Raw genomic sequence first — 22,858 nt, 5'->3', positions numbered from 1 at the left:
TGCCGTCATGGTGAGTTGACCTCGCTTTCAATGCAGGAGACCCATGCCCGACCTGCCGACCCCGAAGGACGCCGCCGAGGCCGCGCTGTTCTCCGAGTGCTGGGACGCGGTGCTTTCCTACGCCGACCTGTGCACCGCCGGCGCCACCGCTGCCACACAGCTGGCCTCGGAGGCGTTCGCGCTCGGTATACGCGAGGTCCGCGACACGGAGAGCGGACCCGTCGCCCGAGGCACCGGCCGCCGCTCACCCCGACTGCCCATGATCCCGCTGCTGTTGACCGCCGTGCGCAGCACGGCGGCCGACTGGGAGGAGAGCGGACAGGGCGACGACCTCGACCCCGACCTGCGCCTGTGGCTGAACTCCGAGAAGGCCACGCGCTACACGGGGCCGCCGCTGCAACGCCCGCTCGCCCTGCGCGCCCTGCGCGACCTGCAGGACGCGGACGCGACACTGCTGTGGCTGGCCGAGGTGGAGGCACTGCCGCACTCCGTGGTGGCCCGCCGGCTCGGCCTCGACCCCGCGCTCGTCGGCGAGGAACTCACCGAGGTACGCCGCCTGTTCCGCGACCGCTGCCACCGCGCCCACCTCGACACGCCGCTGGACGCGAACTGCCGCAGCTACGCCCGCCTCCTCGACGCGGTCACCCGCTCGCCCGGCGCCGACATCCCCGCCGACCTCTCGCGCCACCTCGCCACCTGCGTGGACTGCGCCGAGGCCGCCGCGTGCTTGCGCCCGCACGGCGGCGGACTCCCCACCGCCCTCGCCGGCGGCGTGATCGGCTGGGGCGGCCTCGCCTACCTGGAGCGCCGCCGACGCGCCGCCGAGGTGCGGCTCGGCGCCGGGCGCCCCGACCCCGCCGAGGGCGAGAACGGCGAGCCCAAGTCCGGCGCGGACCGGGCGCGCACCGTGCGCAACGGCCTCCTCGTCGCGGCCGTCCTGGTCTCGTTCCTCGCGCTGGCCGTGTCCCTGATGCCGTTCGGCGGCGCGGACGGCGACATCACGGCGGGCGACACCCCGTCCGACAGCAGCCCCGTCGCCGCCCCCCGCCCCTCCCCGCCGCCCGTCACCTCCTCCCCGAGCAGCGCCTCGCCGTCCCCCACCACGACCGTGTCCGGGGCGAAGGGCGGCGACGACGGCAAGCCCGACCCCGAACCCCAGGGCACGTCGTCGTCCGCCGCGGGCGGCGGCGGTGCCACCGTGAAGGAAGCGGCCACCTGCACGGTCGGCTACGACCTGGTCAACGAGTGGCCCGACGGCTTCCAGGCCACCGTCTCCGTCACCACGACGAAGGCGCTGACCAACTGGAGCGTCGGCTGGTCCTTCAAGGACGGCCAGCAGGTCGGCCAGATGTGGGACGCCACCGTCGCCCAGACCGGCGACCGCGTCACGGCGACCGCCGCCGACTACAACAAGGCCGTCCCCGCACGCGGCACGCTCTCCTTCGGGTTCCTCGCCTCCTGGAAGACCAAGAACTCGCCGCCCTACGACTTCACGCTGAACGGGCACCCCTGCGAGAAAACCGGTTGACGGGACACCGGCGCGGCGGGCTACTGTTGCGCCGGTTCGAGGAACGACCCTGAACCGAGGAAAGAGGAGGTGTTGACCGATGGCTGTCTTTGCGACGAGCGCTGCCCGCATCCAGATCATCACGTCCACCTCCGTGGCCGCCGGCTGACCTCACCGAACCTGTCGCCGGGGCCTCCCTTGTGAAGGGTCACCCTTGACTTCCCGTTCTGCTTTCTCCGCTTCTGCTTTTTCCGCGCTCGCTCCCTACGGCTGGGACGAGGCATGGGCGGACACGTTCGCCCCGTACGCCACCGAAGGACTGCTGCCCGGACGCGTGGTCCGGGTCGACCGCGGCCAGTGCGACGTGGTCACCGCCGACGGGGTGCTGCGCGCCGACACGGCGTTCGTCACCCCGCACGACCCGCTGCGGGTCGTGTGCACCGGCGACTGGGTCGCCGTCGAACCGGGCGGCAACCCCCGCTACGTCCGTACGTATCTGCCGCGCCGCACCGCCTTCGTGCGCTCCACCTCCTCCAAGCGGTCCGAGGGGCAGATCCTCGCCGCCAACGTCGACCACGCCATCGTCGCGGTGTCGCTCGCGGCCGAGCTCGACCTCGGGCGCATCGAGCGGTTCCTCGCGCTGGCCTGGGAGTCGGGCGCCCAGCCGCTCGTCGTCCTCACCAAGGCCGACCTCGTGCCGGACGCGGTGACCCGGGCCCACCTGGTCCAGGACGTGGAACTGTCGGCGCCCGGCGTGACCGTCCTGCCGGTCAGCGCCGTGGACGGCGACGGACTCGACGTCCTGCGCGCCGCCGTCGGCGACGGCACGACCGTGCTGCTCGGCCAGTCCGGCGCGGGCAAGTCCACCCTCGTGAACGCGCTCGTCGGCGCCGACGTGATGGACGTCCAGGCCATCCGGGACGTCGACGGCAAGGGCCGCCACACGACGACCACCCGCAACCTGCTCGCCCTGCCCGGCGGGGGAGTGCTCATCGACACGCCGGGACTGCGCGGCGTCGGCCTGTGGGACGCCGAGAGCGGCGTCGGGCAGGTCTTCGCCGAGATCGAGGAACTCGCCCAGCAGTGCCGCTTCCACGACTGCGCGCACGGCGCCGAACCGGGCTGCGCGGTACTGGCGGCCGTGGACGCCGGGGAACTCCAGGTACGACGGCTGGAGAGCTACCGGAAGCTGGTCCGCGAGAACCAGTGGATCGTGGCCAAGACCGACGCCCGAGCCCGCGCGGAACTCCGCCGCGACTGGAAGCGCAAGGGCGCGGAGGGCAGGGCAGCCATGGAACTGAAAAGGGGCCGCCGCATGTGAGGGGCGCGCGGTGCCTGGGTGGCGCACGGGGTGCCCTTCCCTGGCGGGGTGCATCTCCTGAAGGGGGTGCCCCTCCCGGGCGCCCCCCGCCTGGCCGACGGCCGGCCGGGGCGGTGCCCCAGACGCACCCCGGGCGTACAGGACTGAGCGGGGCGCCGTTCCTGGGCGGGGCGCCCTCTCCGAGCGGGACGTCTTCCCCTGGCGGGGCGCGCTCTGCCGGCGGGGCGCCTTCCCCTGGCGGGCGCCCTTCCCAGCGGGGTCCGGTTTCTGATCCGGGCGTCCTTCCCGAGTGGGACGGAGTTCCCGGGCCGGGCGGCGTTCCCGGGTGGGGCGCCCTTCCCGGCGGGGTCCGGTTTCTGGTCCGGGCGTCCTTCCCGAGTGGGACGGAGTTCCCGGGCCGGGCGGAGTTCCTGCGTGGGGCTCCCTTCCCGAGCGGACGCTTTCCCCGGGCCGGGGCGCCCTTCCCGGCGGGGTCCGGTTCCTGATCGGGGCGTCCTTCCCGAGTGGGACGGAGTTCCCGGGCCGGGCGGAGTTCCTGCGTGGGGCTCCCTCCCGAGCGGACGCTTTCCCCGGGCCGGGGCGCCCTTCCCGGCGGGGACCGGTTCCTGATCCGGGCGTCCTTCCCGAGTGGGGCGGAGTTCGTGCGCGGGGTGCCCTCTCTGGGGGGGCGCCTTTCCCGAGCGGGGCCCTCCCCGGGCGGGCGCCCTTCCCAAGCGGGGCGCCCTTCCCGGGCGGGCGCCGTTCCCGGCGGGGTGCAGTTGCTGTACCGGGCGCGCTCTCCCGGCCGGCCCCCGCCTGGCCGGTAGGGGGGCCGCCTCAGACGCACCCCGGGTGGCCATGGCCGTGCGGGGCGTGGGTCTCGGGCTGCCCCGCGCCCGGTGGGTGTCGTGTCTGATTTCCGCCAGCCTTGTGCTTTCCGTGCGGCGCACACTGGATGCGTGATGGACGAGGACACCAGGTACGAGGCCGTGCGGAGCCGTGACGCGCGGTTCGACGGCGAGTTCTTCTTCGCCGTCGAGACGACCGGCATCTACTGCCGTCCCAGCTGCCCGGCCGTGACCCCGAAGCGCCGCAACGTCCGCTTCTACGCCACGGCCGCCGCGGCCCAGGGCGCCGGCTTCCGGGCCTGCCGCCGCTGCCGCCCGGACGCCGTGCCGGGATCCGCCGACTGGAACGCCCGCGCCGACGTGGTGGGCCGCGCCATGCGGCTGATCGCGGACGGCGTCGTCGACCGCGAGGGCGTCGCAGGGCTCGCCGGGCGGCTCGGCTACAGCGCCCGCCAGGTGCAGCGGCAGCTGACCGCCGAGCTCGGGGCCGGACCCGTCGCCCTGGCCCGGGCCCAGCGGGCGCACACCGCGCGGGTGCTGGTGCAGACGACCGACCTGCCGATCACGGAGATCGCGTTCGCGTCGGGCTTCGCCAGCGTCCGGCAGTTCAACGACACCGTCCGCGAGGTCTACGCCTCCACACCGAGCGAGCTGCGGGCCGCGGCGCCCCGGCAGCGGGGCCGCCGCCCCGCCGCGGGAATCCCGCTGCGGCTCGCCCACCGCGGCCCGTACCAGACCGGCGCCGTCTTCGACCTGCTCGCCGAGGAGGCCGTTCCCGGCGTGGAGGAGGTGAGCGGGGAGCGCGGCCGCCGCACCTACCGTCGCACCCTCCGCCTCCCGCACGGCACGGGCGTCGTCGCCGTCGGCGAACGGCCGGGCAGGTCCGGGTCCGCGTCCGCCGCGCACCCCGGCGGCTGGCTGGAGGCCCGCCTGCAGCTGACCGACCCGCGCGACCTCACCACCGCCGTCGGCCGGCTGCGCAGGCTGTTCGACCTCGACTCCGACCCGTACGCGATCGACGAGCGGCTCGGCGCCGACCCACGGCTCGCCCCCCTCGTCGCCGCCCGCCCGGGCCTGCGCTCGCCGGGCGCAGCGGACGCGGACGAGGCGGCCGTACGGGCCCTGGTGGGGCCGCGGACGAGCGAACGGCTGGTACGGCGGTACGGCAAGGCCCTCGACTCGCCCACCGGCAGCCTCACCCACCTCTTCCCCGAACCGGCCGTCCTCGCCGAGGCCGAACCCGACGGCACCCTCGGCGCCCTCACCGCGGCCCTCGCCGACGGCGCCCTGCGTCTCGATCCGGGCGCCGACCGCGACGAGGCGCACGCCGCCCTGCTCGCCCTGCCCGGCATGGACCCCGCCGCCGTCGCCGCGATCCGCACCCGCGCACTCGGCGACCCCGACGTCGCCCCGCCCGGCCCGGACGTGCCCGACACCTGGCGCCCCTGGCGCTCGTACGCCCTACGACACCTGCGCGCAGCAGGAGAGTTGGACTGAACCGCGATGACCACCCTGTGGACCCGTGTCGACAGCCCCGTCGGCGCCCTGCTGATCACCGCCGACACCACCGGAGCCCTGACCTCCGTCTCCGTTCCCGGGCAGCGGAACGGCCGTGAGCCGGCGCCGGACTGGCGGCACGAACCGGCCCTGTTCCGTGACGCCGAGGAACAGCTCGGCGCCTACTTCGCCGGGGACTTGAAGGACTTCCGGCTGCCGTTCAGCACCGCGGGAAGCGAGTTCCGGGAGCGGGTGTGGGCCGCCCTGGACTCCGTCCCCTACGGCGCCACCACGACGTACGGCGAGATCGCCGCGCGGATCGGGGCGCCCCGTGCGGCCGTCCGGGCCGTCGGCGGCGCGATCGGCGCCAACCCGCTGCTCATCGTGCGGCCCTGCCACCGGGTGATCGGCGCGAACGGCGCCCTGACGGGCTACGCGGGCGGCCTGGAACGCAAGGTGCGACTGCTCACCCTGGAGGGATGCCTCTAGGCCCCGTGGCCCGTCAGCCGTGGAGCACCGCGCCCAGCCACACCCCGGCGATCAGCAGGCAGGTGAACAGCTCCGCCAGCACGCTGGAACCGCCCGAGCGCATCGCGGTGCGCAGGGCCGCCATGGCCTCGCCGTGCCCGCCCAGACGCCGGCGCTCACCGAGATAGATGCCGCCCATGAAGCCGGGGATCGCGCCCAGCACGGGCAACAGGAGGAAACCCAGGAACGCGCCGGCACCCGCGTACACGCCCATCCGCGCCGTCGCCCCGGCGGCCCGCAGCCGCCGCGGCGGCAGCGCCCAGCGCACGACCTGGGAGAGCAGCAGCGCGACCGTGGTGCCGACCAGGACCCACCAGGCGAGCGGCCGTGGATCCTTCAGGGCCCACCACAGGATCGCGGCCCACACCAGCCACGACCCCGGCACCCCGGGCACCAGCACCCCGCACAGGCCCAGCAGAAGGACCAGGCCGACCAGCACGAGGTCCCACACTCCCATGAGCCCAGGGTGCCCGAGCCGCGCCGCATGTGCCGGTCAGGGCCGGTCCCGGGTCACCCAGCCCCGCTCGTAGGCATGCCAGCCCAGCTGCAGCCGGGTCGTCGCGCCGGCCAGCTCCATCAGCCGCTTGACGCGCCGCTGCACGGTCCGCAGCCCCAGATCCAGCTGTTTCGCCACGCTCACGTCGGTCAGCCCGGCCAGCAGCAGGGACAGCACCTCCAGATCCGTGGCGTCGGGGCCGTCCGGCTCCCGCTCGGTGACCCCGGCCGCCCCGAACCGCAGCGGCAGCGCGTCCCGCCACACCGACTCGAACAGCCCGGACAGCAGCTGGAGCAGCCCGCTCGCGTGCACCACCAGCGCGGCGGGCTCCGCGGCGTGGGCGAGCGGCACCAGGGCCAGCGAACCGTCGGCCACCACCAGCTTGGTCGGCACCCGGTCCACCACCCGCACCTCCTCGCCCCGGCCCAGCGCGGCGGACAGCTCCGTCATCCCGTCCGGCAGGTCCAGCACCGACCGCTCGACCACCACCCGGTAGCGCACCCCGCGGCCCGCCGCCTGCTCCTCGGCGTCGTTCTCCATCCCGGAGACGACGGAGGGGCGGCCGGTGACCAGCGCGCACACCTCGTCGCTCGCCCCCAGCTGCATCTGCAGGAACCGCTGGGCCACCGCGCCCGCACCGATCACCACCTCGACCAGATCCTGCACGGCGGGCTCGGCGGCGGCCGACCGGTACTCCTCGGCGAGCAGCGCGGCCGCCAGTTCCGCCTTCTCCAGTTCGTGCCGCTGCTGGGTGAGCAGCGCGCCGAGCGCCACGCCGGGCGGCGCCGCGACCCACCGTCCCGGCCGCGCCGACGACTGGGCGGCCAGCCCGTGCCGCTCCAGCCGCCGCAGCGCGAGTTCGGTGTCGTGCTCGCCGAGCGTCAGCCGCCGGGCCAGATCCGGTACGTCGGCGGCGCCCACCGACACCAGCGCCCGGTACGCCGACTCGTGCGTCTCGTCCAGTCCCAGCACTGCCAGCATGCGGTGTCGTCCCTCCCCGGACCCAAGCCCCTCGGGTCGCGCGTGGCGGAAACCGGCCACGGCGCGAACCCGCCTCGGCACATCATCGCCGTACCGCCCGTCACTCTGCCAAGGTGGCGGCACGACCCTGTCGGCCCCGCCCGCCTGCGGCGGAATCCCGGGCCGACGCACAGCTCGTCTCCAGGGAACCGGGTCACACTCGGTTCCGGTCCGACCGGATCGGGACGTGATCCGGTCATCCACAACGTGATCCGGGCCCGTGAGCGTGCCGTCGGCGCACCGCCGGCACGCAGGGGATCCGGGCCCGGGTCACCCCGGTGGTCGCCGGGCGGCTCTCCCGTGGGGGGTGGAGCCGCCCGGCGACTTCCCCCGCACTCGCGTTCGACGGCTCACTCGACACGCCGTTCGACGCGGCGTGCCGTGCGGCATTTTCCCCATGCCCCGTTTTCATCCGGCCCCGGCGGTGGACAATTAGGGGCATGAGTCAGCAGGGGGGAAGGCCCACCGGGCACGACGACGACTGGTGGGGACAGCTGTACGACGACTCCACCGAGGACACGGGGCCCACCCCCGCGGCCGACACACTGGACGACCGGTTCGCCTCGGCGGCGGGAGCGGTGCACGCCGGGGCGGGGGAGCGGGGCGAGGACACCGATCCCGGGGCGGGCCCAGGGGTTCCGCAACAGCGGTCCAGGAGCACCGAGACACCACCTCCCGAACAGCCTCCGTCCAGCCGGACCTCCACGGCTGTCGGCACGGCGCTCCCCCCTCCGCCCGAAGCCCCCGCACCGCCGCCTCGGCCGCCGGCGGGCCCGGCCCCGGGGACCCGGGCCCAAGACATCCCACCCCCGCCACCGGCCCAGGACGACTCCGCGCACCCGCCCCACCCGGCCACCCACCTGGACCTCCCCGCCTTTGCCCCGCCCCCCGTCGACTACGTGGGCTCCGGTCCGCCGACCTACGACGCCGAACCCACCGCGCTGCCGCCCGCCGACCCCGACGACCTGGACGACCTCGTCGCCGACACCGTCCTCGACGGGGCCCGCTACGGCGCCTGCACGCTGCGCGCCGCCTCCGTCCGCGGCGACTCCGCCCGCTACCGGGGCGAGCCCCGCCGCGACTCCCTCCTCACCGCCCGCTTCGGCACCGCCGAACACGCCCTGGTCCTCGTCGCGATGGCCACCGGCGCCCGGGCCACCCCCGGCGCCCACCGCGCCGCCGCCGAGGCCTGCCACTGGATCGGCCGGGCCGTGGGCCGCAGCCACGCCCGGCTCGCCGAGGACATCCGGGCGGGCCGTCGCGGCGACCTCAAGTCCGGCCTGCACCGCCTCACCGACCGCAGCCTCGGCAAACTCCGCGCCAGCGCGGCCGAACAGGGCATCGACCCCGAGGAGTACGCGGCCACCCTGCGCTGCCTGCTGCTGCCCGCGGACCCCGAGTGCCGCACGCGCGTCTTCTTCGGCGTCGGGGACGGCGGACTGTTCCGCCTCAGGGACGGCGACTGGCAGGACATCGAACCCCGCGTCACCGACGCCACCGGCGAACCGGTCGTCGGCTTCGGCTCACTGCCGGCCGAGACCCCCGAGGGCGACCGCCTGACGATGGACCTGGGCATCCCGACGCCCCCCAGCCCCTACGAACCCGCCCCGCCGCCGCCCCGGGAACCCTTCCGCTTCCGCGCCTCCATCGCCCACCCGGGTGACACACTCCTGATGTGCACCGGCGGCCTCGCGGAACCCCTGCGCGGCGAACCCGACCTGTGCCGCTATCTGACGGGCCGGTGGTCCGGCCCCACCCCGCCGGGGCTCGCCGCGTTCCTCGCCGACACCCAGGTCCGGGTCAAGGGATACGCGGACGACCGTACGGCCGCCGCCGTTTGGGAGGCGTGACGCGGGCGGTTGTGAATTCATGTACCCCGTAGGGATCTGTCGGAGACCGAAGGGGCAGACAGCACCATGGCCAAACAGAACGTCGCCGAACAGTTCGTCGACACCCTCGTCCGAGCGGGAGTCAAGCGCCTCTACGGCGTCGTCGGCGACAGCCTCAACCCCGTCGTGGACGCCGTGCGCCGCAATGCCGCCATCGACTGGGTGCACGTCCGCCACGAGGAGACCGCCGCCTTCGCGGCCGGCGCCGAGGCCCAGATCACCGGGAAGCTCGCGGCGTGCGCCGGCTCCTGCGGCCCCGGCAACCTGCACCTCATCAACGGTCTGTACGACGCCCACCGGTCCATGGCGCCCGTGCTCGCCCTCGCCTCGCACATCCCCTCCAGCGAGATCGGCCTCGGCTACTTCCAGGAGACCCACCCCGACCGGCTGTTCCGCGAGTGCAGCCACTACAGCGAGCTCATCTCCAGCCCCAAACAGATGCCGCGGCTGCTGCAGACCGCCATCCAGCACGCCGTCGGGCGCTCGGGCGTCGCCGTCGTCTCCCTTCCCGGCGACATCGCCGACCAGCCCGCCCCCGAACGGGCCGCCGAGAGCGCGCTGGTGACCTCCCGGCCCACCGTCCGGCCGGGCGACGCCGAGATCGACAGGCTGGCCGACATGATCGACCGCGCCGAGAAGGTCACCCTCTTCTGCGGCAGCGGCACGGCCGGCGCCCACGCCGAGGTCATGGAGTTCGCCGGGAAGATCAAGTCACCGGTCGGACACGCCCTGCGCGGCAAGGAGTGGATCCAGTACGACAACCCCTACGACGTCGGCATGAGCGGTCTGCTCGGCTACGGCGCCGCCTACGAGGCCACCCACGAGTGCGACCTGCTGATCCTGCTCGGCACCGACTTCCCCTACAACGCCTTCCTGCCGGACGACGTGACGATCGTCCAGGTCGACGTCCGGCCGGAGCACCTGGGCCGCCGCTCGAAACTCGACCTCGCCGTCTGGGGCGACGTGCGCGAGACCCTGCGCTGCCTGATCCCGCGGGTGAAGGAGAAGACCGACCGCCGCTTCCTCGACCGGATGCTGAAGAAGCACGCGAACGCGCTGGAGGGCGTCGTCAAGGCCTACACCCGCAAGGTCGACAAGCACGTCCCCATCCACCCCGAGTACGTGGCCTCCGTCCTGGACGAACTCGCCGACGACGACGCGGTGTTCACCGTCGACACCGGCATGTGCAACGTCTGGGCCGCCCGTTACATCTCACCCAACGGCCGCCGCCGGGTCATCGGCTCCTTCTCGCACGGCTCCATGGCGAACGCCCTGCCGATGGCGATCGGCGCCCAGTTCACCGACCGCGGCCGGCAGGTGGTGTCGATGTCGGGCGACGGCGGATTCTCCATGCTGATGGGCGACTTCCTGACGCTGGTGCAGTACGACCTGCCGGTCAAGGTCGTCCTGTTCAACAACTCCTCCCTCGGCATGGTGGAGTTGGAGATGCTGGTCGCCGGGCTGCCCTCCTACGGCACCACCAACAAGAACCCCGACTTCGCGGCCGTGGCCCGCGCGTGCGGCGCCCACGGGGTGCGGGTGGAGAAGCCCAAGGACCTCGCCGGGGCCCTGAAGTCCGCCTTCAAGCACAAGGGCCCCGCCCTGGTCGACATCGTCACCGACCCCAACGCCCTGTCGATCCCGCCGAAGATCAGCGCCGAGATGGTGACCGGGTTCGCCCTGTCGGCGTCGAAGATCGTCCTGGACGGCGGAGTGGGACGCATGCTCCAGATGGCCCGCTCCAACCTCCGCAACGTGCCCAGGCCCTAACTGTCGTACGGGACCCAGGCGCGCTCGCCGGTCTCGTTCGTGCCGTACCAGTAGCGCGGCAGGTCCGCGATGCCGGTCGTGTGGAACGGGCGGCCGTGGTCGTCGATGCGGATCGTGCCCTTGCGGCCCTGGGAGGACCAGTCGAGTTCGAGGTACCAGCGGGCGTCGTGGGCGCGCGTCGTCGCGTCCACGAGCAGCACCTCGGGGTCCTGGGCGGAGACGCGGTAGGGGAAGTGCACGGCGGGGAGGGTGTGTGCGCTGTCGGCGCCGGCCGCCGGCCGGGCCACGGGGCGGTCGGCGTCGAGGTTCACGGTGAAGCTGCGGGGCGTGAGCTCGCCGCCGCAGCCCTGGTCCGTCGCGTAGGAGTTGCCGGTCAGGGGCTGTCCCCGGCCGACGATCCGTACCCGCAGGGCCTCCAGGACGACGGCCGTCGACGAGCGCCCCTGCACGGAGACCTGCACCAGGGTCTGCCGCCCGTGCACCGCGCCCTGGGTCGCCGCCCAGGTCCCGGCGTCCTGCTGGACCGGGGGCGGGGGCACCTCGGCGGGCGGCTTGTCGATGACGTAGTCGTGACCGCAGCCTCCCTGCCACACCTGGGAGTCCACGGTCCAGGCGAGAGGAAGCCCGGTGGCCCGCTCGCCGGTTCCGCTGGGACCGCCGCCCGCGGAAGGCGAGGCGCCGGACTTCTTCCCGGCCCCGGGCGACGGACTACCGGGGGCCGCGGTGGAGGAGGAGCCCGCCGAAGGCTTGGGCGGGCGCCACGGCGCACCCGGCGCCGTCGTCCCGGGCGCCGTCATGCCGCGCGGAGTCCGCGCCCGCGGAGACCCGTCGTCCGACAGGGCGGACAGACCGCCCAGCGAGGCGAGCAGCACGCATACGCCCCCGACGGACACCAGCATCCGCCGCCGCCGGTACCAGCGACGCGGCCCGGCAGCAGGCCCGGGTGCGGGCTCCGCCCCGCCCGCCGGACCGGCGTCCTCCGCGACGGCCGGCTCATCCGTCGGCGTCGGCGTCGACCCCGTCGCCGCAGCCGTGCCCTCCGCGGCCTGCGTGCCCTCGGAGCCCTCCGCGTCCTCCGGTGCGCCCACCCCCGTCGGCCGTGGGCGCTGGCGCGCCGCCACCGCGCGCAGCCACAGCCGGTGCAGTTCCAGGCGTTCCTCCGGTGTCGCCTCGCAGAACGCGGCGAGGCGCTCCACCGGGGCGTACTCCTGCGGTACCGCCTCTCCCGCGCAGTAGCGGTGCAGCGTGGAGGTGTTCATGTGCAGGCGCCGGGCCAGGGAGCCGTAACTCCGGTCCGTACGGTCCTTCAGCCGGCGCAGCAGCGCCGCGAACTCCTCGACCTCGTCCCCAGCCGACACCGTTCCCCCGTCGTCGCGTCGCGTCCCCGTATCCCAGGCACTTCCTGTACCTGCACGTCAGATGGGCTGGGATGGTTCCACCACCGCCGAACGGGCGGCGGGCGTTGCGCCGGCCCGCCGGGACAGCCGATGCTCTTGGTGTCGCACCGACCAGGGCCGGACCGACCAACCGCCGTCGCGGCGACAGCCCACACCCATGTACTCACTCACGGGGGACACCCATGCCCAAGCGCACCCGAGCAGGTGTGCTCGTCGCACTCGCCGCCGCGGGCCTCGCCGCAGGCACCGCACTCGCCCAGCCGGCGGGCGCCGTCACCAAGGCACCCGGCTTCCTGGCCGCCGCCGATCTTCCGCCGCACCTCACGTCGTCCTGGACGGCCGGCAAGGTCACCGCCGGCCTGCCGGAGACGGTGGAGGCGGACCGCTGCCTGGGGAAGGTGCTGAACGACGACCGGGGCTCCTGGCACCGGGAGTTCCGCACCGACCTCGACGCGCACGCCGTCCAGGTCAGCGTCGAGTCGTCGACCACCGGCGCGGCGAAGGGACGCGTCGCGCGGCTGGACAAGGACATCAGGTCCTGCGCGGCCCGGACCGAGAAGGCCGACCCGGACCTGAAGGTCACCTTCAAGGACTACGGCACCCTGCCCGTGGAGGAGGGCGCCCACCTCTACGGCCTGCACACCGAGACGTCCTACGGCGCCACCGACGTCCGTCTCCTCGCGGTCGGCCGGGACGGCCGGACCGTGACGGTCGTCGACTGGGGACGCATGGGCGGCTTCAAGGACGCCCCGGTGAAGGCGTTCAAGAAGACGGCCACCAAGGCCGTCGAGAAGCTCCACTGACCGCGCCTACCGCACCGACCGCACGCATCGCAGACACCGCACACACCGCACACTTCGAAAATCGGGGAACTCACATGAACAGCAGGACCCGCACCGCCCTGTCCGCCGGCGTCCTCGCCGTCGCCCTCGGTCTCGGCGCCACCGCCCAGGCCTCCGCCGGCGCCCCGCGCAGCGTCAGCGGCAAGTCGTCGGACAACCTCACCCGCGTCGCCGACTTCTACGGCTCCTACATCGACGCGGTGACCGACGAGGACAGCGGCAGCCTCGGCCAGGCCCTGCGCGCCCACGCCCTCACGCCCGCCTTCCAGAAGCAGCTGGCCGCCTGAGAGGACCGGGAGCACGCCGACGGCGTCCTGCGCGCCCAGAACGTGCCGCTGGCCTGGAAGGTCACCGACAACGGCACCGCGAGGAACCACACGGAGGCCGTCGTGACCCTCACCTGGAGCCGCAACAGCACCACCAAGGTGTACGTCGACGTCACCCGCGACACCCACAAGATCTACCGCATCGGCGCGAAGGCCCTGGGCGCGAAGTAGTCGCCCGGCCGGCGACCGCACCCGAGGATCGGGCGGCCGCGGCGCGGAGGTCCACCGACCCCCGCGCCGCGGCCGTTCCTGCATGTCGGGCCGGGACGTCGGCCGGGCGCGTAGGTGCGGAGCCGGGTGGCACGGAGCCGTCGGCGGCTCCTTCGGACGCGGACGGACCCGATCGCCTCCGCTCATGGAAGAGACCGCCCAGAGACGACGGCGAGGGCGCCGCGGTCCCCGCGCGGTGCGCCCCTGAGCGGGCCGCCCGCGTCGCCGTACGGTTCGGGCTTCCGTCACCCGGTGGCGACCAGCGGATTCCGGCCACTTTCACGAGCGGCGGCGGGACGGCCGCGCGGGCGACGGGGCTCGGGGCCGGATCTTCGTCGTCCGAAGGACGGTTCGCGCCCCGCGCGGACCATCTGCCACAGGGTTTCGTCATGTACGGCGGCCTCGGCAGACCGGCATCGGCAGATGGGGCGATCCGCGGCGGTCAGGACGTTGGCCGGGCGCGTAGGCGCGGAGCCGGGTGGCACGGAGCCGTCGGCGGCTCCTTCGGACGCGGACGGACCCGATCGCCTCCGCTCATGGAAGAGACCGCCCAGAGACGACGGCGAGGGGAGGGCCCCGCGGTCCCCGCGCGGTGCGCGCTCTTGCGCGGGCCGCCCGCGTCGCCGTACGGCAGGCCGTCGGCCTCGGCACCCGGCCCGTCGCCCGGGACGCCGGCAGCACCGCTCCGACCTGGGCTTTCGGCAGGCCGTACCGGCAGCGAAGCTCGCACGGGTGGCCGGCGGCGTCCGCTCCGCCCCTCGCACGGACAGGACCGGCCTTTCGCGCGCACCGCGGTGCACGGGACACGCGAACTGGCTGATGGCACGTTCCGGACGCTCTTCCCCGCGTGCGTGGCCGCCGTGCGCGGCGGTGGCGTCCCCGCCCGGACGGTCCCGGCGCCTTCCTCCGAAGGGTCCCCGCACCCGGCCGTGAGGAGCACAACCGTGGCCGAACACCTGATCGTCGATGATTCGACATGACTGGCGCGTGTGGCATGGGGCATGGATCCCGTGAACGTGTTCGACAAGGAGGGGAACCGACATCGGCACGCGGGCGGGGGTCATGAAGAGGCAGGCACGAGGGGGCGGTCCCATGGCGATCGGGGCCTCCTCGGCTCAGACGGTGGAGGAAAGGGCGGACGGCGTCCCGGCACCGGACCAGCCATCGCAGCTACGGCAGAGACTCGGACGGGCGGACCTGAAGGCGGTACCCGAGGCGCGCAGGGCACTGCGCGAGCTGTTGCGGCACTGGGGCAGGCCCGGACGGTCGGAGATAGCGGAGCTGCTCACCAGCGAACTCGTCACCAACGCACTCATCCACACCGACCGGGACGCGGTACTCACCGCGACCGTGGGTTCCCACGGACTGCGGGTGGAGGTGCGGGACTTCGTGGCCCGCAGGCCGCGGCTGCGGGTGCCGGTGGCCGACGAGGGTACGCACGGCAGGGGCCTGGTCCTGGTGCAGTCACTGGCGGACGCGTGGGGGGTGCGGGCGCACGGGGTGGGCAAGGCCGTGTGGTTCGAACTCGGCGCGGAGGCCGCGTGAACGGGGAGGGGGCGTGGCCCGCAGGCCACGCCCCCTCCCCATGACGGCCGTCTCTAGCCGAACTGCTGCTCGAGGTCCTTGAGCTTGCGCTCCAGGGAGTCGAGGCGCGGCAGGGCCATTGTGTCGTCCTCCGCGGTGAGGTCGACGGTCACCGGGTCAGAACCGCCCTTGCGGACGGGCTGCAACGAGGGACGCTGGCGTACGGGCAGCTCCGGCGCCGATATGGCAGGCTCCGCGGTGGCCTGGGCGGAGGCCCGCTCCAGGGCCTGCGGCTCGGGCCGGCCACGGCCGACGAACCCGCGGTGGCCGCGGCTGATCGCCTTGAGCTGGGCGCGCTCCAGGCGGTCCGCCTCGCGGCGGCGCAGCCGGTTCTCCTCCTTCTGCCGCTTGTCCTCGCGGACCTCCTCGACCGCCTCGTCCAGGCTGCGCACACCCTCCAGGAGCATGAGCGACCAGGCCCTGTAGGTCTCACGGGGAGCCCGGAGCCAGCGGACGATACGGATCTGCGGCAGCGGACGCGGCACCAGGCCCTGCTCGCGCAGGGCGGCACGGCGGGTCTGCTTCAGTGCGCGGTCGAACAGGACGGCCGCCGACAGGGACATGCCGGAGAAGAACTGCGGCGCGCCCGCGTGGTCGATGCCCCTGGGCGCGTGCACCCAGTTGAACCAGGCCGCGGCGCCCGCGAACGTCCACACCAGTATCCGGGAGCCGAGGGCCGCGTCACCGTGGCTGGCCTCGCGCACCGCGAGCACGGAACAGAACATGGCCGCGCCGTCCAGACCGAACGGCACCAGGTACTCCCAGCCGTCGGTGAGGCCGAGGTTCTGCTGGCCGAAGCCGACCAGGCCGTGGAAGGAGAGCGCGGCGGCGACCGCCGCACAGCAGAACAGCAGCACGTAGGAGGCGGTGGCGTACAGAGCCTCCTTGCGCCTGCGGCGCTCCTCACTGCGCTCCCACGAGTCGTCCTTCGCGTGCTCCCCGCCGGACCGCTTGCTGCGCGCGAGCACCGCCACCGCCGCCAGCATGCCCAGGAGCAGTACGGCGCCCGGAAGCAGCCAGTTCAGCGATATGTCGGTCAGTCTCATCTAGGGGTCCCTTGCATTGGGATAGGGCGTAACGCCCGCCATAGTGGCCCAATCCCACCGGCCCTCAGGGGGTTTCGGGGCAAGAGGCCGCCAAGGAGGTGCAAGGGGATGCCCAGGGCGGCGTTCTGCTCGAACTGCCGCTTGAGGGGCGGGAGTTGAGTTCGAATAAGACTACCCGTACGGATGGTTCTTCGGGAAGTTCCTGCGCCAAGTGAGGAAGTTGTGAAGTACCTGTAACCGAAGGGGCGGTCTCGTTGCGGTGATCTTACGGGACCGGCGCGGAGGTTGCGCCTCCGGGGGTCCCAACTGGCGTCCGCTCCCGACGGCTTGGCCGCCCGGTGAGCGCCAGGTGACCCGGCGCCTCTCGCGGGATGGTGCCTCTCCCGACCGGAATGGATGGCAAGGTAAGCCTTGCCTGATTCGGGATGGTCGGGATTTGAACTGACGGCTTGTGCGCTTATGGTGCTTGACGGACGAGTAACAACCCGCCGTAATGACCCCAAGTACCGACACGTCCGGAGGAGGACCCGTGAGGCAGAGCGCGCAGGGCTCGGCACGGACGGGTGTCCCGCAGGCCGGCGCGGACGTGCCCAGGGTGCCGCCGCAGCCGGCCGCGGCCGACGTCGACCGGGAACGGGGCATCGCCGCGGGCGGGGGCGCGCGCGGCGAGCACACGCACAGTGAGCAGCCGATCACCGGACCGCGTCAGGTTCAGCGGGCCTCGGTACGGGGCCAGATCCTCTCCGCGCTGCGCACCGCCCTGGTGACCGGCGAGCTGCGGCCCGGCGAGGTGTACTCGGCGCCGGCCCTGGGCGAGCGCTTCGGCGTCTCCGCGACACCGGTGCGCGAGGCGATGCAGCAGCTCGCGCTGGACGGCGCGGTCGAGGTGGTGCCCAACCGCGGCTTCCGGGTGGTGGAGCGCGGCACCCGGGAACTGGCCGAGCTGGCCGAGGTGCGGGCGCTGATCGAGGTGCCGGTGATGCTGCGCCTGGCCCGTACGGTCCCGGTGGAGTGCTGGGCGGAGCTGCGCCCGCTCGCCGAGGCGACGGTCCGCGCCGCGTCCTCGGGCTGCCGGGCGACGTACGGTGAGTCGGACCGCACCTTCCACCGGGCGATGCTGGCCCTGTCCGGCAACGAACAACTCGTCCGCATCGCCGACGACCTGCACCGCCGCGCCCAGTGGCCGCTGGTCGGGGCACCGGCGTCGCGCGGCCGCGCCGACCTGGTGGCCGACGCGGCGGAACACGCGGCACTGCTCGACGCCCTGATCGCCCGCGACCTGGACGTGGTGCGGGCGCTGGTGGGCGAGCACTTCGCGGGAGCGGCCCGCCGGCGCTGAACCGCCGTGGGCCGTGCGGGAGTTCCCACCGACCGGAGCCCCCGCACGTCCCGTCCGCGAGGCGAGGGGTCAGTCGTCCCCGTCGCCCGATCCCTTGGCGGTCTTCGAGTAGCCGTCGTGCCAGGCGGCCTTCGCGCCGGAGTCACCGATGCGGTACACGTCCACGACCGCCCCGGCCGCCACGACGACCGACAGCACCGCCGCCGCGATCCGCACGACCGACGCCGACCGGTTGCCCGTCTGCTCGGACGACGAGGTCCGCCGGGTCGTCCACCACACCGCGGCCGCCAGCACGAACAGGCCCAGGGCCCAGGGCAGCAGCCCGTCGCCGAGTTCCGCGTGCCGCCGTACCAGGGCGTCGCTGCCCACGTGCTCCTCCAGCCACTCGCCGGCGCTCGTGGTCAGCGGCACGCTCGCCAGCGTGACCAGCGCGAGCACCGGCAGGGCCACACCCATGCGGCGCGCGACGGAGGGCCACACGGCGCTCGCCACGACCGCGATGGCGGTCAGTGGCACGAGGACGACGACGAAGTGCACCAAGAGGACATGTGCGGGCAAGCCATTGACGAGGCTCATCGAGAGGCTCCTATGAGGGGGTTGGGCGCGCCACACTGGCACAGCAACCTCTCAGCTTCCTCTCAGTGACCTCTAGGGCGTGTGTCGAAAGTCCCGCCTGCCCCGCGGCGCCTGGCACGCGCGCTCGCGGCGTTGCCGAAACGCCCGAATAGCTCCGCTATTAGGGCGCTCCGGCGCCTTGCGATCGCACGCACCAGACGCCGCGGGGCCCGCCCTTCGGGCGGACGACGGGACTTTCGACACACGCCCTAGGCCAACGAAATCACGCCTCAGGCCGTCGCCGCGTCCGGTGCCGGGGGCGCCAGCTGCCGTGCCAGCCATGTCGGTACGCCGCCCAGCAGCCGGAACAGCCGTCGGGCCTCCTCCCGCAGCCGGGACGCCTCCGGTTCCGTCTCCGCGTCGGCCAGCGACACCAGGGCGGGCGCCGTGCCCACGAGGTAGCCCAGCTCCTCGCGGATGCGCAGCGACTCGGCGAACCCGTGCCGCGCCTCCGCCAGCTCCCCCTCCCGCAGGTCGAGGCCCGCGAGATGGCGCCAGGTGAAGGACAGCAGCAGGGGATCGGAGTGGGCGGTGGCGCCGGCGTGCGCACGGCGGTACGCGGCCCGCGCGGCCTGCGGGGAGCCGGTCAGGTTCTCGGCGATCAGCCCGCGCCGGAAGTCCAGCAGCGGCCGCCCCGCCGCCCCGGGCGCGATCAGCGCCGCCGCCCGCCCGAGCGCGGCCCGCGCCTCGTCGGCCCGGTCGCGCACGGAGTGCAGCGTCGCCGCGTACGCCAAGTACCCGCGTTCACAAGCGGCCGCGCCGCGCTCGTCGTCGGTGTGGGCGAGGGCCTCCGCCGTACGCAGCGCGTCCTCGGCCGCCTCCCAGCCCTGCTCCGTGTACAGGCACTTCTCCACGAGGAGCGCCGCTCTCTGCAGCGCGGAGCCGGCGGTGACCGGCTCCAGCAGTGCGGCCGCGTCGACCCAGCAGGCCCGTGAGCGCAGCCGCCATACCGCGGTCTGGAGGGGATCGTCACCTGCGGTCGTTCCGGTACCAGACATGGCGGTATGCGCCACGTTGCCCTCCCCGAGCACGCCATCGAGCCTTGGTTGGTGGCCGCATCTCAGCACGAATCCGGGCGCTCGGCCAAGGGGCTGGGTGAAGGATTTCACAAAGTCGTGGGACCCGGGCGGCACTTGGTGCCATTCGAGGCCCCCGGAGACGACTCTCAGCTCATGCGCAACGCCAGGAAGAAATCGAGCTTGTCCTCCAGCCGGGACAGGTCGCGGCCCGTCAACTGCTCGATCCGCCCCACCCGGTAGCGCAGCGTGTTGACGTGCAGGTGCAGCCGGGTCGCACACCGGGTCCAGGAGCCGTCGCAGTCCAGGAACGCCTCCAGGGTGGGGATCAGCTCGGCGCGGTGGCGGCGGTCGTAGTCACGCAGCGGGTCGAGCAGCCGCGCGGTGAACGCGCGCCGCACGTCGTCCGGCACGAAGGGGAGCAGCAGCACGTGCGAGGCCAGCTCCTGGTGGCCCGCCGCGCACACCCGCCCCGGTCGCGCGGCGGCGACCCTGCGCGCGTGCCGCGCCTCCTCCAGCGCCCCGCGCAGGCCCTCCGCGGAGTGCACGGCCGCGCTCACCCCGAGCGTGAGCTGCCCGTCGTCGTCGAGGCCGGCCGACAGCGGCTCCCGTACGGACTGCAGGAGCGCCTCGGCGAGGATCCCCGTCTCCGAGCCGTCGTGCTCGGCGGAGACCGCCGGCAGCGGGACGAGGGCCACGGCCTCCTCGCCGGTGTGCGCGACGGCGATCCGGTCGGAGGGCTCCGGGCCCGTCGCCAGGGGGTCGACGAGGATCTCCTCCAGCAGCGCCTGGGCGACCGGGCCTGCCTCGATGCCGGCGTCCTGCCACTCGACGCGGGCCACGACCACCTGCCAGTGCGGGGCGGCCCCGAGACCGGGCAGCAGGACCGGGGCGGCCACCCTGAGGCGGGCGGCGATCTCGGCGGGCGCGGCGCCCGTCTGGACCAGCTCCAGGACCTCCTGGGCGAGACGGCGCCGGACCGTGCGGGCGGCGTCCCGGCGGTCCCGCTCGACGGAGATCAGCTGGGTGACGCCCTGCAGCAGGTCGAGGCGCTCGGCGGGCCAGTCGCCCGCGTCCGCCTCGACGGCCAGCAGCCAGTCCGACAGGACCGTCTCCCGGACGTCCCGGGCGGCCTGCGGGGACCGTCCGCTGCTGCGGATCGGAAAGAGCGAGTACGTCGTCTGGCCGGCGCTCAGCCGGTGCGGTCCGCGGCGGCCGGTGCGGGTGGCGGCGAGGTGCTCGGCGGCCAGCTCGGCGCAGACCTCGGCGGGCAGGGCGGGCCCGGCCGCCTTGGAGCCCGCGATGAGCCGGCCGGTGGGGGACAGCACCCAGGCTCTGAGGTCCAGGTCGGAGCCGAGCAGGTCCAGGACCACGTCCGGGCCGCCGCCGGCCGGACCGGAGGTCATCATCCGGCGGTGCCGGTCGACGACGGCCGCGAGGTCCCCGGCGCGCTCGCCGCTGACCTGCCGCACCACGTGCTCGGTGATCGTCGCGAACGCCACCGACTCGTGCACCGCGAACAGCGGCAGCCGGTTGCGGGCGCAGGCCAGCACCAGGTCCTCCGGCACGTCCCCGAGCTCCGCCTCACCGGCCGCCAGGGCGGCCACGCCGGCCTGCACGAGGAGGCGTACGAACGGCTCCGAGTCGTCCGCGTCGCGCCGCCAGGCCAGCCCCGTGAGCACCAGCTCGCCGCCCGACAGATAGCGGCTCGGGTCCCGGAGGTCGGTGGTCATGACGCCCCGTACGGTGCGGTCCAGCTCGTCCTCGCCACCGAGCAGCCTCAGGCCCAGCGCATCGGTGTCCAGAAGTGCGCGCAGCCGCATTCTCGTCGCCGCCGTTCTATGTCTCGAAATCTACGATGAATCCAGAGGGTGGCCGGAGGGAGAAGTCCGCCGGACGGCGCGGTAGCCGCACCCTTCGGTCGCCGGGCTGTCTCCTGCGTTTCTACAGGAAAACAGGGAGGTAACTGAGTGCCTCCGTTCATACGAATCTACAAGATGCCCGCCCTGGCCAGCCAACTCCTTCATGGTTTCCGTGACTGACCCCCATGGAGTACCGAGCTGTGTACTGACCCCACTCCGCGTGAACTGCATATGAACGAGCCGGTCCCGCCGCACCGGAAGTGGCTCAAATCCGTTCCACCCACGAGACGAAGAAGAGAGCCGGTCATGGACTTCCTTCGCCCCGCCAGCTGGGAGGAGGCGCTCGCCGCGAAGGCCGAGCACCCCACCGCTGTGCCCATTGCGGGCGGCACCGATGTGATGGTCGAGATCAACTTCGACCATCGGCGGCCCGAGTACCTGCTCGACCTGAACCGCGTCGCCGACCTCACCGAGTGGGAGGTCGGCGAGGACACCGTGCGTCTCGGGGCCTCCGTCCCGTACACGAAGATCATGGAGAACCTGCGCGCCGAGCTGCCGGGCCTCGCCCTCGCCTCGCACACCGTGGCCTCCCCGCAGATCCGCAACCGCGGCGGCGTCGGCGGCAACCTCGGCACCGCCTCCCCGGCCGGCGACGCCCACCCCGCCCTGCTCGCGGCCGGCGCCGAGGTCGAGGTCGAGTCGGTGCGCGGCACCCGCCTGATCCCGATCGACGCGTTCTACACCGGTGTGAAGCGCAACGCCCTCGCCGCCGACGAACTCATCAAGAGCGTGCACATCAAGAAGGCCGACGGCCCGCAGCAGTACTCCAAGGTCGGTACGCGCAACGCGATGGTGATCGCCGTGTGCGCCTTCGGTCTCGCCCTGCACCCCGAGACCCGCACCGTCCGCACCGGCATCGGCTCGGCCGCCCCCACCCCCGTCCGGGCGAAGGCCGCGGAGGAGTTCCTGAACGCGGCGCTCGAGGAGGGCGGTTTCTGGGACAACGGAAAGATCATCACCCCGTCGGTCGCCAAGCAGTTCGCGGAGCTGTGCTCCGGTGCCTGCAACCCGATCGACGACGTCCGCGGCACCGCGAGCTACCGCCGCCACGCGGTCGGAGTCATGGCCCGCCGCACGCTGACCTGGACCTGGGAGTCGTACCGCGGCGCCCGCCGCCACACCGAGGGAGCTGCGTGATGCGGGTCAACTTCACCGTCAACGGACGTCCGCAGGAGGCCGACGACGTCTGGGAGGGCGAGTCCCTGCTGTACGTGCTGCGCGAGCGCCTGGGTCTTCCCGGTTCCAAGAACGCCTGCGAGCAGGGCGAGTGCGGCTCCTGCACGGTCCGCCTGGACGGCGTGCCCGTGTGCTCGTGCCTGGTCGCGGCCGGGCAGGTCGAGGGCCGGGACGTCGTGACCGTCGAGGGACTCGCGGACTACGCCAAGGCACGGTCGTGCGGCACCTCCTGCGGCACCTCGCTGGACGAGGCCAAGGGCTGGCAGGCCCGGGGCACCGACTCGCAGACCGGCGAGGGCACCGAACTGGCCCCCATCCAGCAGGCGTTCATCGACGCCGGCGCCGTCCAGTGCGGCTTCTGCACCCCCGGCCTGCTGGTCGCCGCCGACGAGATGCTGGAGCACAACCCGAACCCGACCGACGCGGACATCCGCGAGGCGCTGTCGGGCAACCTGTGCCGCTGCACGGGCTACGAGAAGATCATGGACGCGGTCCGCCTGGCGGCCGCCCGGCAGGGAGAGGCGGTCTGA

General features: G+C 73.7%; 18 protein-coding genes and 1 pseudogene. 12 read left to right on the top strand and 7 right to left on the bottom strand.

The genetic code is table 11. The annotated features are described in order from the left end of the window. The first annotated feature begins 43 nt into the window (after window positions 1-43). The 4 genes from M8J74_RS24860 to M8J74_RS24845 all read left to right on the top strand — a co-directional run bounded on the left by M8J74_RS24860 (window position 44) and on the right by M8J74_RS24845 (window position 5,641). Complete coding sequence (locus M8J74_RS24860; protein ID WP_249838577.1) at window positions 44-1,528, top strand: cellulose-binding domain-containing protein; 1,485 nt, start codon at window positions 44-46, stop codon at window positions 1,526-1,528. 193 nt (window positions 1,529-1,721) lie between these two features. Then, window positions 1,722-2,828, top strand: a complete 1,107-nt coding sequence (gene rsgA / locus M8J74_RS24855) for a ribosome small subunit-dependent GTPase A (RefSeq protein WP_249838576.1) — start codon at window positions 1,722-1,724, stop codon at window positions 2,826-2,828. Between the two features lie 941 nt (window positions 2,829-3,769). Beyond that, window positions 3,770-5,152 (top strand): DNA-3-methyladenine glycosylase 2 family protein, encoded by a 1,383-nt coding sequence (locus M8J74_RS24850; protein WP_249838612.1) that lies wholly within the window; start codon window positions 3,770-3,772, stop codon window positions 5,150-5,152. Window positions 5,153-5,158: 6 nt separating this feature from the next. After that, window positions 5,159-5,641: a methylated-DNA--[protein]-cysteine S-methyltransferase gene (locus M8J74_RS24845; protein ID WP_249838575.1), complete on the top strand. Its 483-nt coding sequence runs from the start codon at window positions 5,159-5,161 to the stop codon at window positions 5,639-5,641. A gap of 13 nt (window positions 5,642-5,654) precedes the next feature. Here the strand turns inward: M8J74_RS24845 and M8J74_RS24840 are convergent, their stop codons facing one another. Next, window positions 5,655-6,137 carry a DUF456 domain-containing protein gene (locus M8J74_RS24840; RefSeq protein ID WP_058922296.1) on the bottom strand — a complete coding sequence of 161 codons (483 nt, stop codon included), beginning with the start codon at window positions 6,135-6,137 and terminating at the stop codon, window positions 5,655-5,657. 36 nt (window positions 6,138-6,173) lie between these two features. After that, window positions 6,174-7,157 carry a helix-turn-helix transcriptional regulator gene (locus tag M8J74_RS24835; RefSeq protein ID WP_249838574.1) on the bottom strand — a complete coding sequence of 328 codons (984 nt, stop codon included), beginning with the start codon at window positions 7,155-7,157 and terminating at the stop codon, window positions 6,174-6,176. Window positions 7,158-7,636: 479 nt separating this feature from the next. Between M8J74_RS24835 and M8J74_RS24830 the strand changes: the two genes are divergently transcribed. Together M8J74_RS24830 and M8J74_RS24825 are read left to right on the top strand one after the other, a co-directional pair. After that, complete coding sequence (locus M8J74_RS24830; protein WP_249838573.1) at window positions 7,637-9,046, top strand: PP2C family serine/threonine-protein phosphatase; 1,410 nt, start codon at window positions 7,637-7,639, stop codon at window positions 9,044-9,046. Between the two features lie 66 nt (window positions 9,047-9,112). Continuing rightward, complete coding sequence (locus M8J74_RS24825; protein WP_249838572.1) at window positions 9,113-10,855, top strand: pyruvate dehydrogenase; 1,743 nt, start codon at window positions 9,113-9,115, stop codon at window positions 10,853-10,855. Here the strand turns inward: M8J74_RS24825 and M8J74_RS24820 are convergent. Next, the gene (locus tag M8J74_RS24820) at window positions 10,852-12,213 is read right to left on the bottom strand and encodes a transcriptional regulator (RefSeq protein ID WP_249838571.1); all 1,362 of its coding nucleotides are present in this window, start codon (window positions 12,211-12,213) and stop codon (window positions 10,852-10,854) included. The genes M8J74_RS24825 and M8J74_RS24820 overlap by 4 nt on opposite strands. Before the next feature lie 221 nt (window positions 12,214-12,434). Between M8J74_RS24820 and M8J74_RS24815 the strand changes: the two genes are divergently transcribed. From M8J74_RS24815 to M8J74_RS24805, 3 genes and pseudogenes are all read left to right on the top strand, one after another. Further along, window positions 12,435-13,055, top strand: a complete 621-nt coding sequence (locus tag M8J74_RS24815; protein ID WP_249838570.1) for a hypothetical protein — start codon at window positions 12,435-12,437, stop codon at window positions 13,053-13,055. A gap of 74 nt (window positions 13,056-13,129) precedes the next feature. Next, a pseudogene (locus tag M8J74_RS24810) lies at window positions 13,130-13,591 on the top strand (hypothetical protein). Between the two features lie 1,131 nt (window positions 13,592-14,722). Further along, complete coding sequence (locus M8J74_RS24805; protein ID WP_249838569.1) at window positions 14,723-15,175, top strand: ATP-binding protein; 453 nt, start codon at window positions 14,723-14,725, stop codon at window positions 15,173-15,175. A gap of 53 nt (window positions 15,176-15,228) precedes the next feature. Here the strand turns inward: M8J74_RS24805 and M8J74_RS24800 are convergent, their stop codons facing one another. Next, the gene (locus M8J74_RS24800) at window positions 15,229-16,260 is read right to left on the bottom strand and encodes a DUF2637 domain-containing protein (RefSeq protein WP_249838568.1); all 1,032 of its coding nucleotides are present in this window, start codon (window positions 16,258-16,260) and stop codon (window positions 15,229-15,231) included. A gap of 529 nt (window positions 16,261-16,789) precedes the next feature. Here M8J74_RS24800 and M8J74_RS24795 point away from each other — a divergent pair. Beyond that, complete coding sequence (locus M8J74_RS24795; RefSeq protein WP_249838567.1) at window positions 16,790-17,599, top strand: GntR family transcriptional regulator; 810 nt, start codon at window positions 16,790-16,792, stop codon at window positions 17,597-17,599. A 69-nt stretch (window positions 17,600-17,668) separates the two neighbouring features. Here M8J74_RS24795 and M8J74_RS24790 read toward each other — a convergent pair whose 3' ends face one another. The 3 genes from M8J74_RS24790 to M8J74_RS24780 all read right to left on the bottom strand — a co-directional run bounded on the left by M8J74_RS24790 (window position 17,669) and on the right by M8J74_RS24780 (window position 21,053). Then, the gene (locus tag M8J74_RS24790; protein ID WP_249838566.1) at window positions 17,669-18,175 is read right to left on the bottom strand and encodes a DUF2231 domain-containing protein; all 507 of its coding nucleotides are present in this window, start codon (window positions 18,173-18,175) and stop codon (window positions 17,669-17,671) included. Between the two features lie 269 nt (window positions 18,176-18,444). Then, the gene (locus M8J74_RS24785) at window positions 18,445-19,227 is read right to left on the bottom strand and encodes a hypothetical protein (protein WP_249838565.1); all 783 of its coding nucleotides are present in this window, start codon (window positions 19,225-19,227) and stop codon (window positions 18,445-18,447) included. A gap of 152 nt (window positions 19,228-19,379) precedes the next feature. Next, window positions 19,380-21,053: a PucR family transcriptional regulator gene (locus M8J74_RS24780; RefSeq protein ID WP_249838564.1), complete on the bottom strand. Its 1,674-nt coding sequence runs from the start codon at window positions 21,051-21,053 to the stop codon at window positions 19,380-19,382. Between the two features lie 345 nt (window positions 21,054-21,398). Between M8J74_RS24780 and M8J74_RS24775 the strand changes: the two genes are divergently transcribed. Together M8J74_RS24775 and M8J74_RS24770 are read left to right on the top strand one after the other, a co-directional pair. Further along, window positions 21,399-22,289, top strand: a complete 891-nt coding sequence (locus M8J74_RS24775; RefSeq protein ID WP_249838563.1) for an FAD binding domain-containing protein — start codon at window positions 21,399-21,401, stop codon at window positions 22,287-22,289. Further along, a complete protein-coding gene (locus M8J74_RS24770) occupies window positions 22,289-22,858 on the top strand; it encodes a (2Fe-2S)-binding protein (protein WP_249838562.1) in 570 nt (189 codons plus the stop codon). The genes M8J74_RS24775 and M8J74_RS24770 overlap by 1 nt, the downstream gene beginning before the upstream one ends.

The organism is Streptomyces panaciradicis (assembly GCF_023516615.1).
In the GTDB taxonomy this organism is placed as follows: domain Bacteria; phylum Actinomycetota; class Actinomycetes; order Streptomycetales; family Streptomycetaceae; genus Streptomyces; species Streptomyces panaciradicis.
The sequence above is the reverse complement of the archived record's forward strand: the minus strand, read 5'-3'. Positions and strand labels throughout refer to the sequence as shown.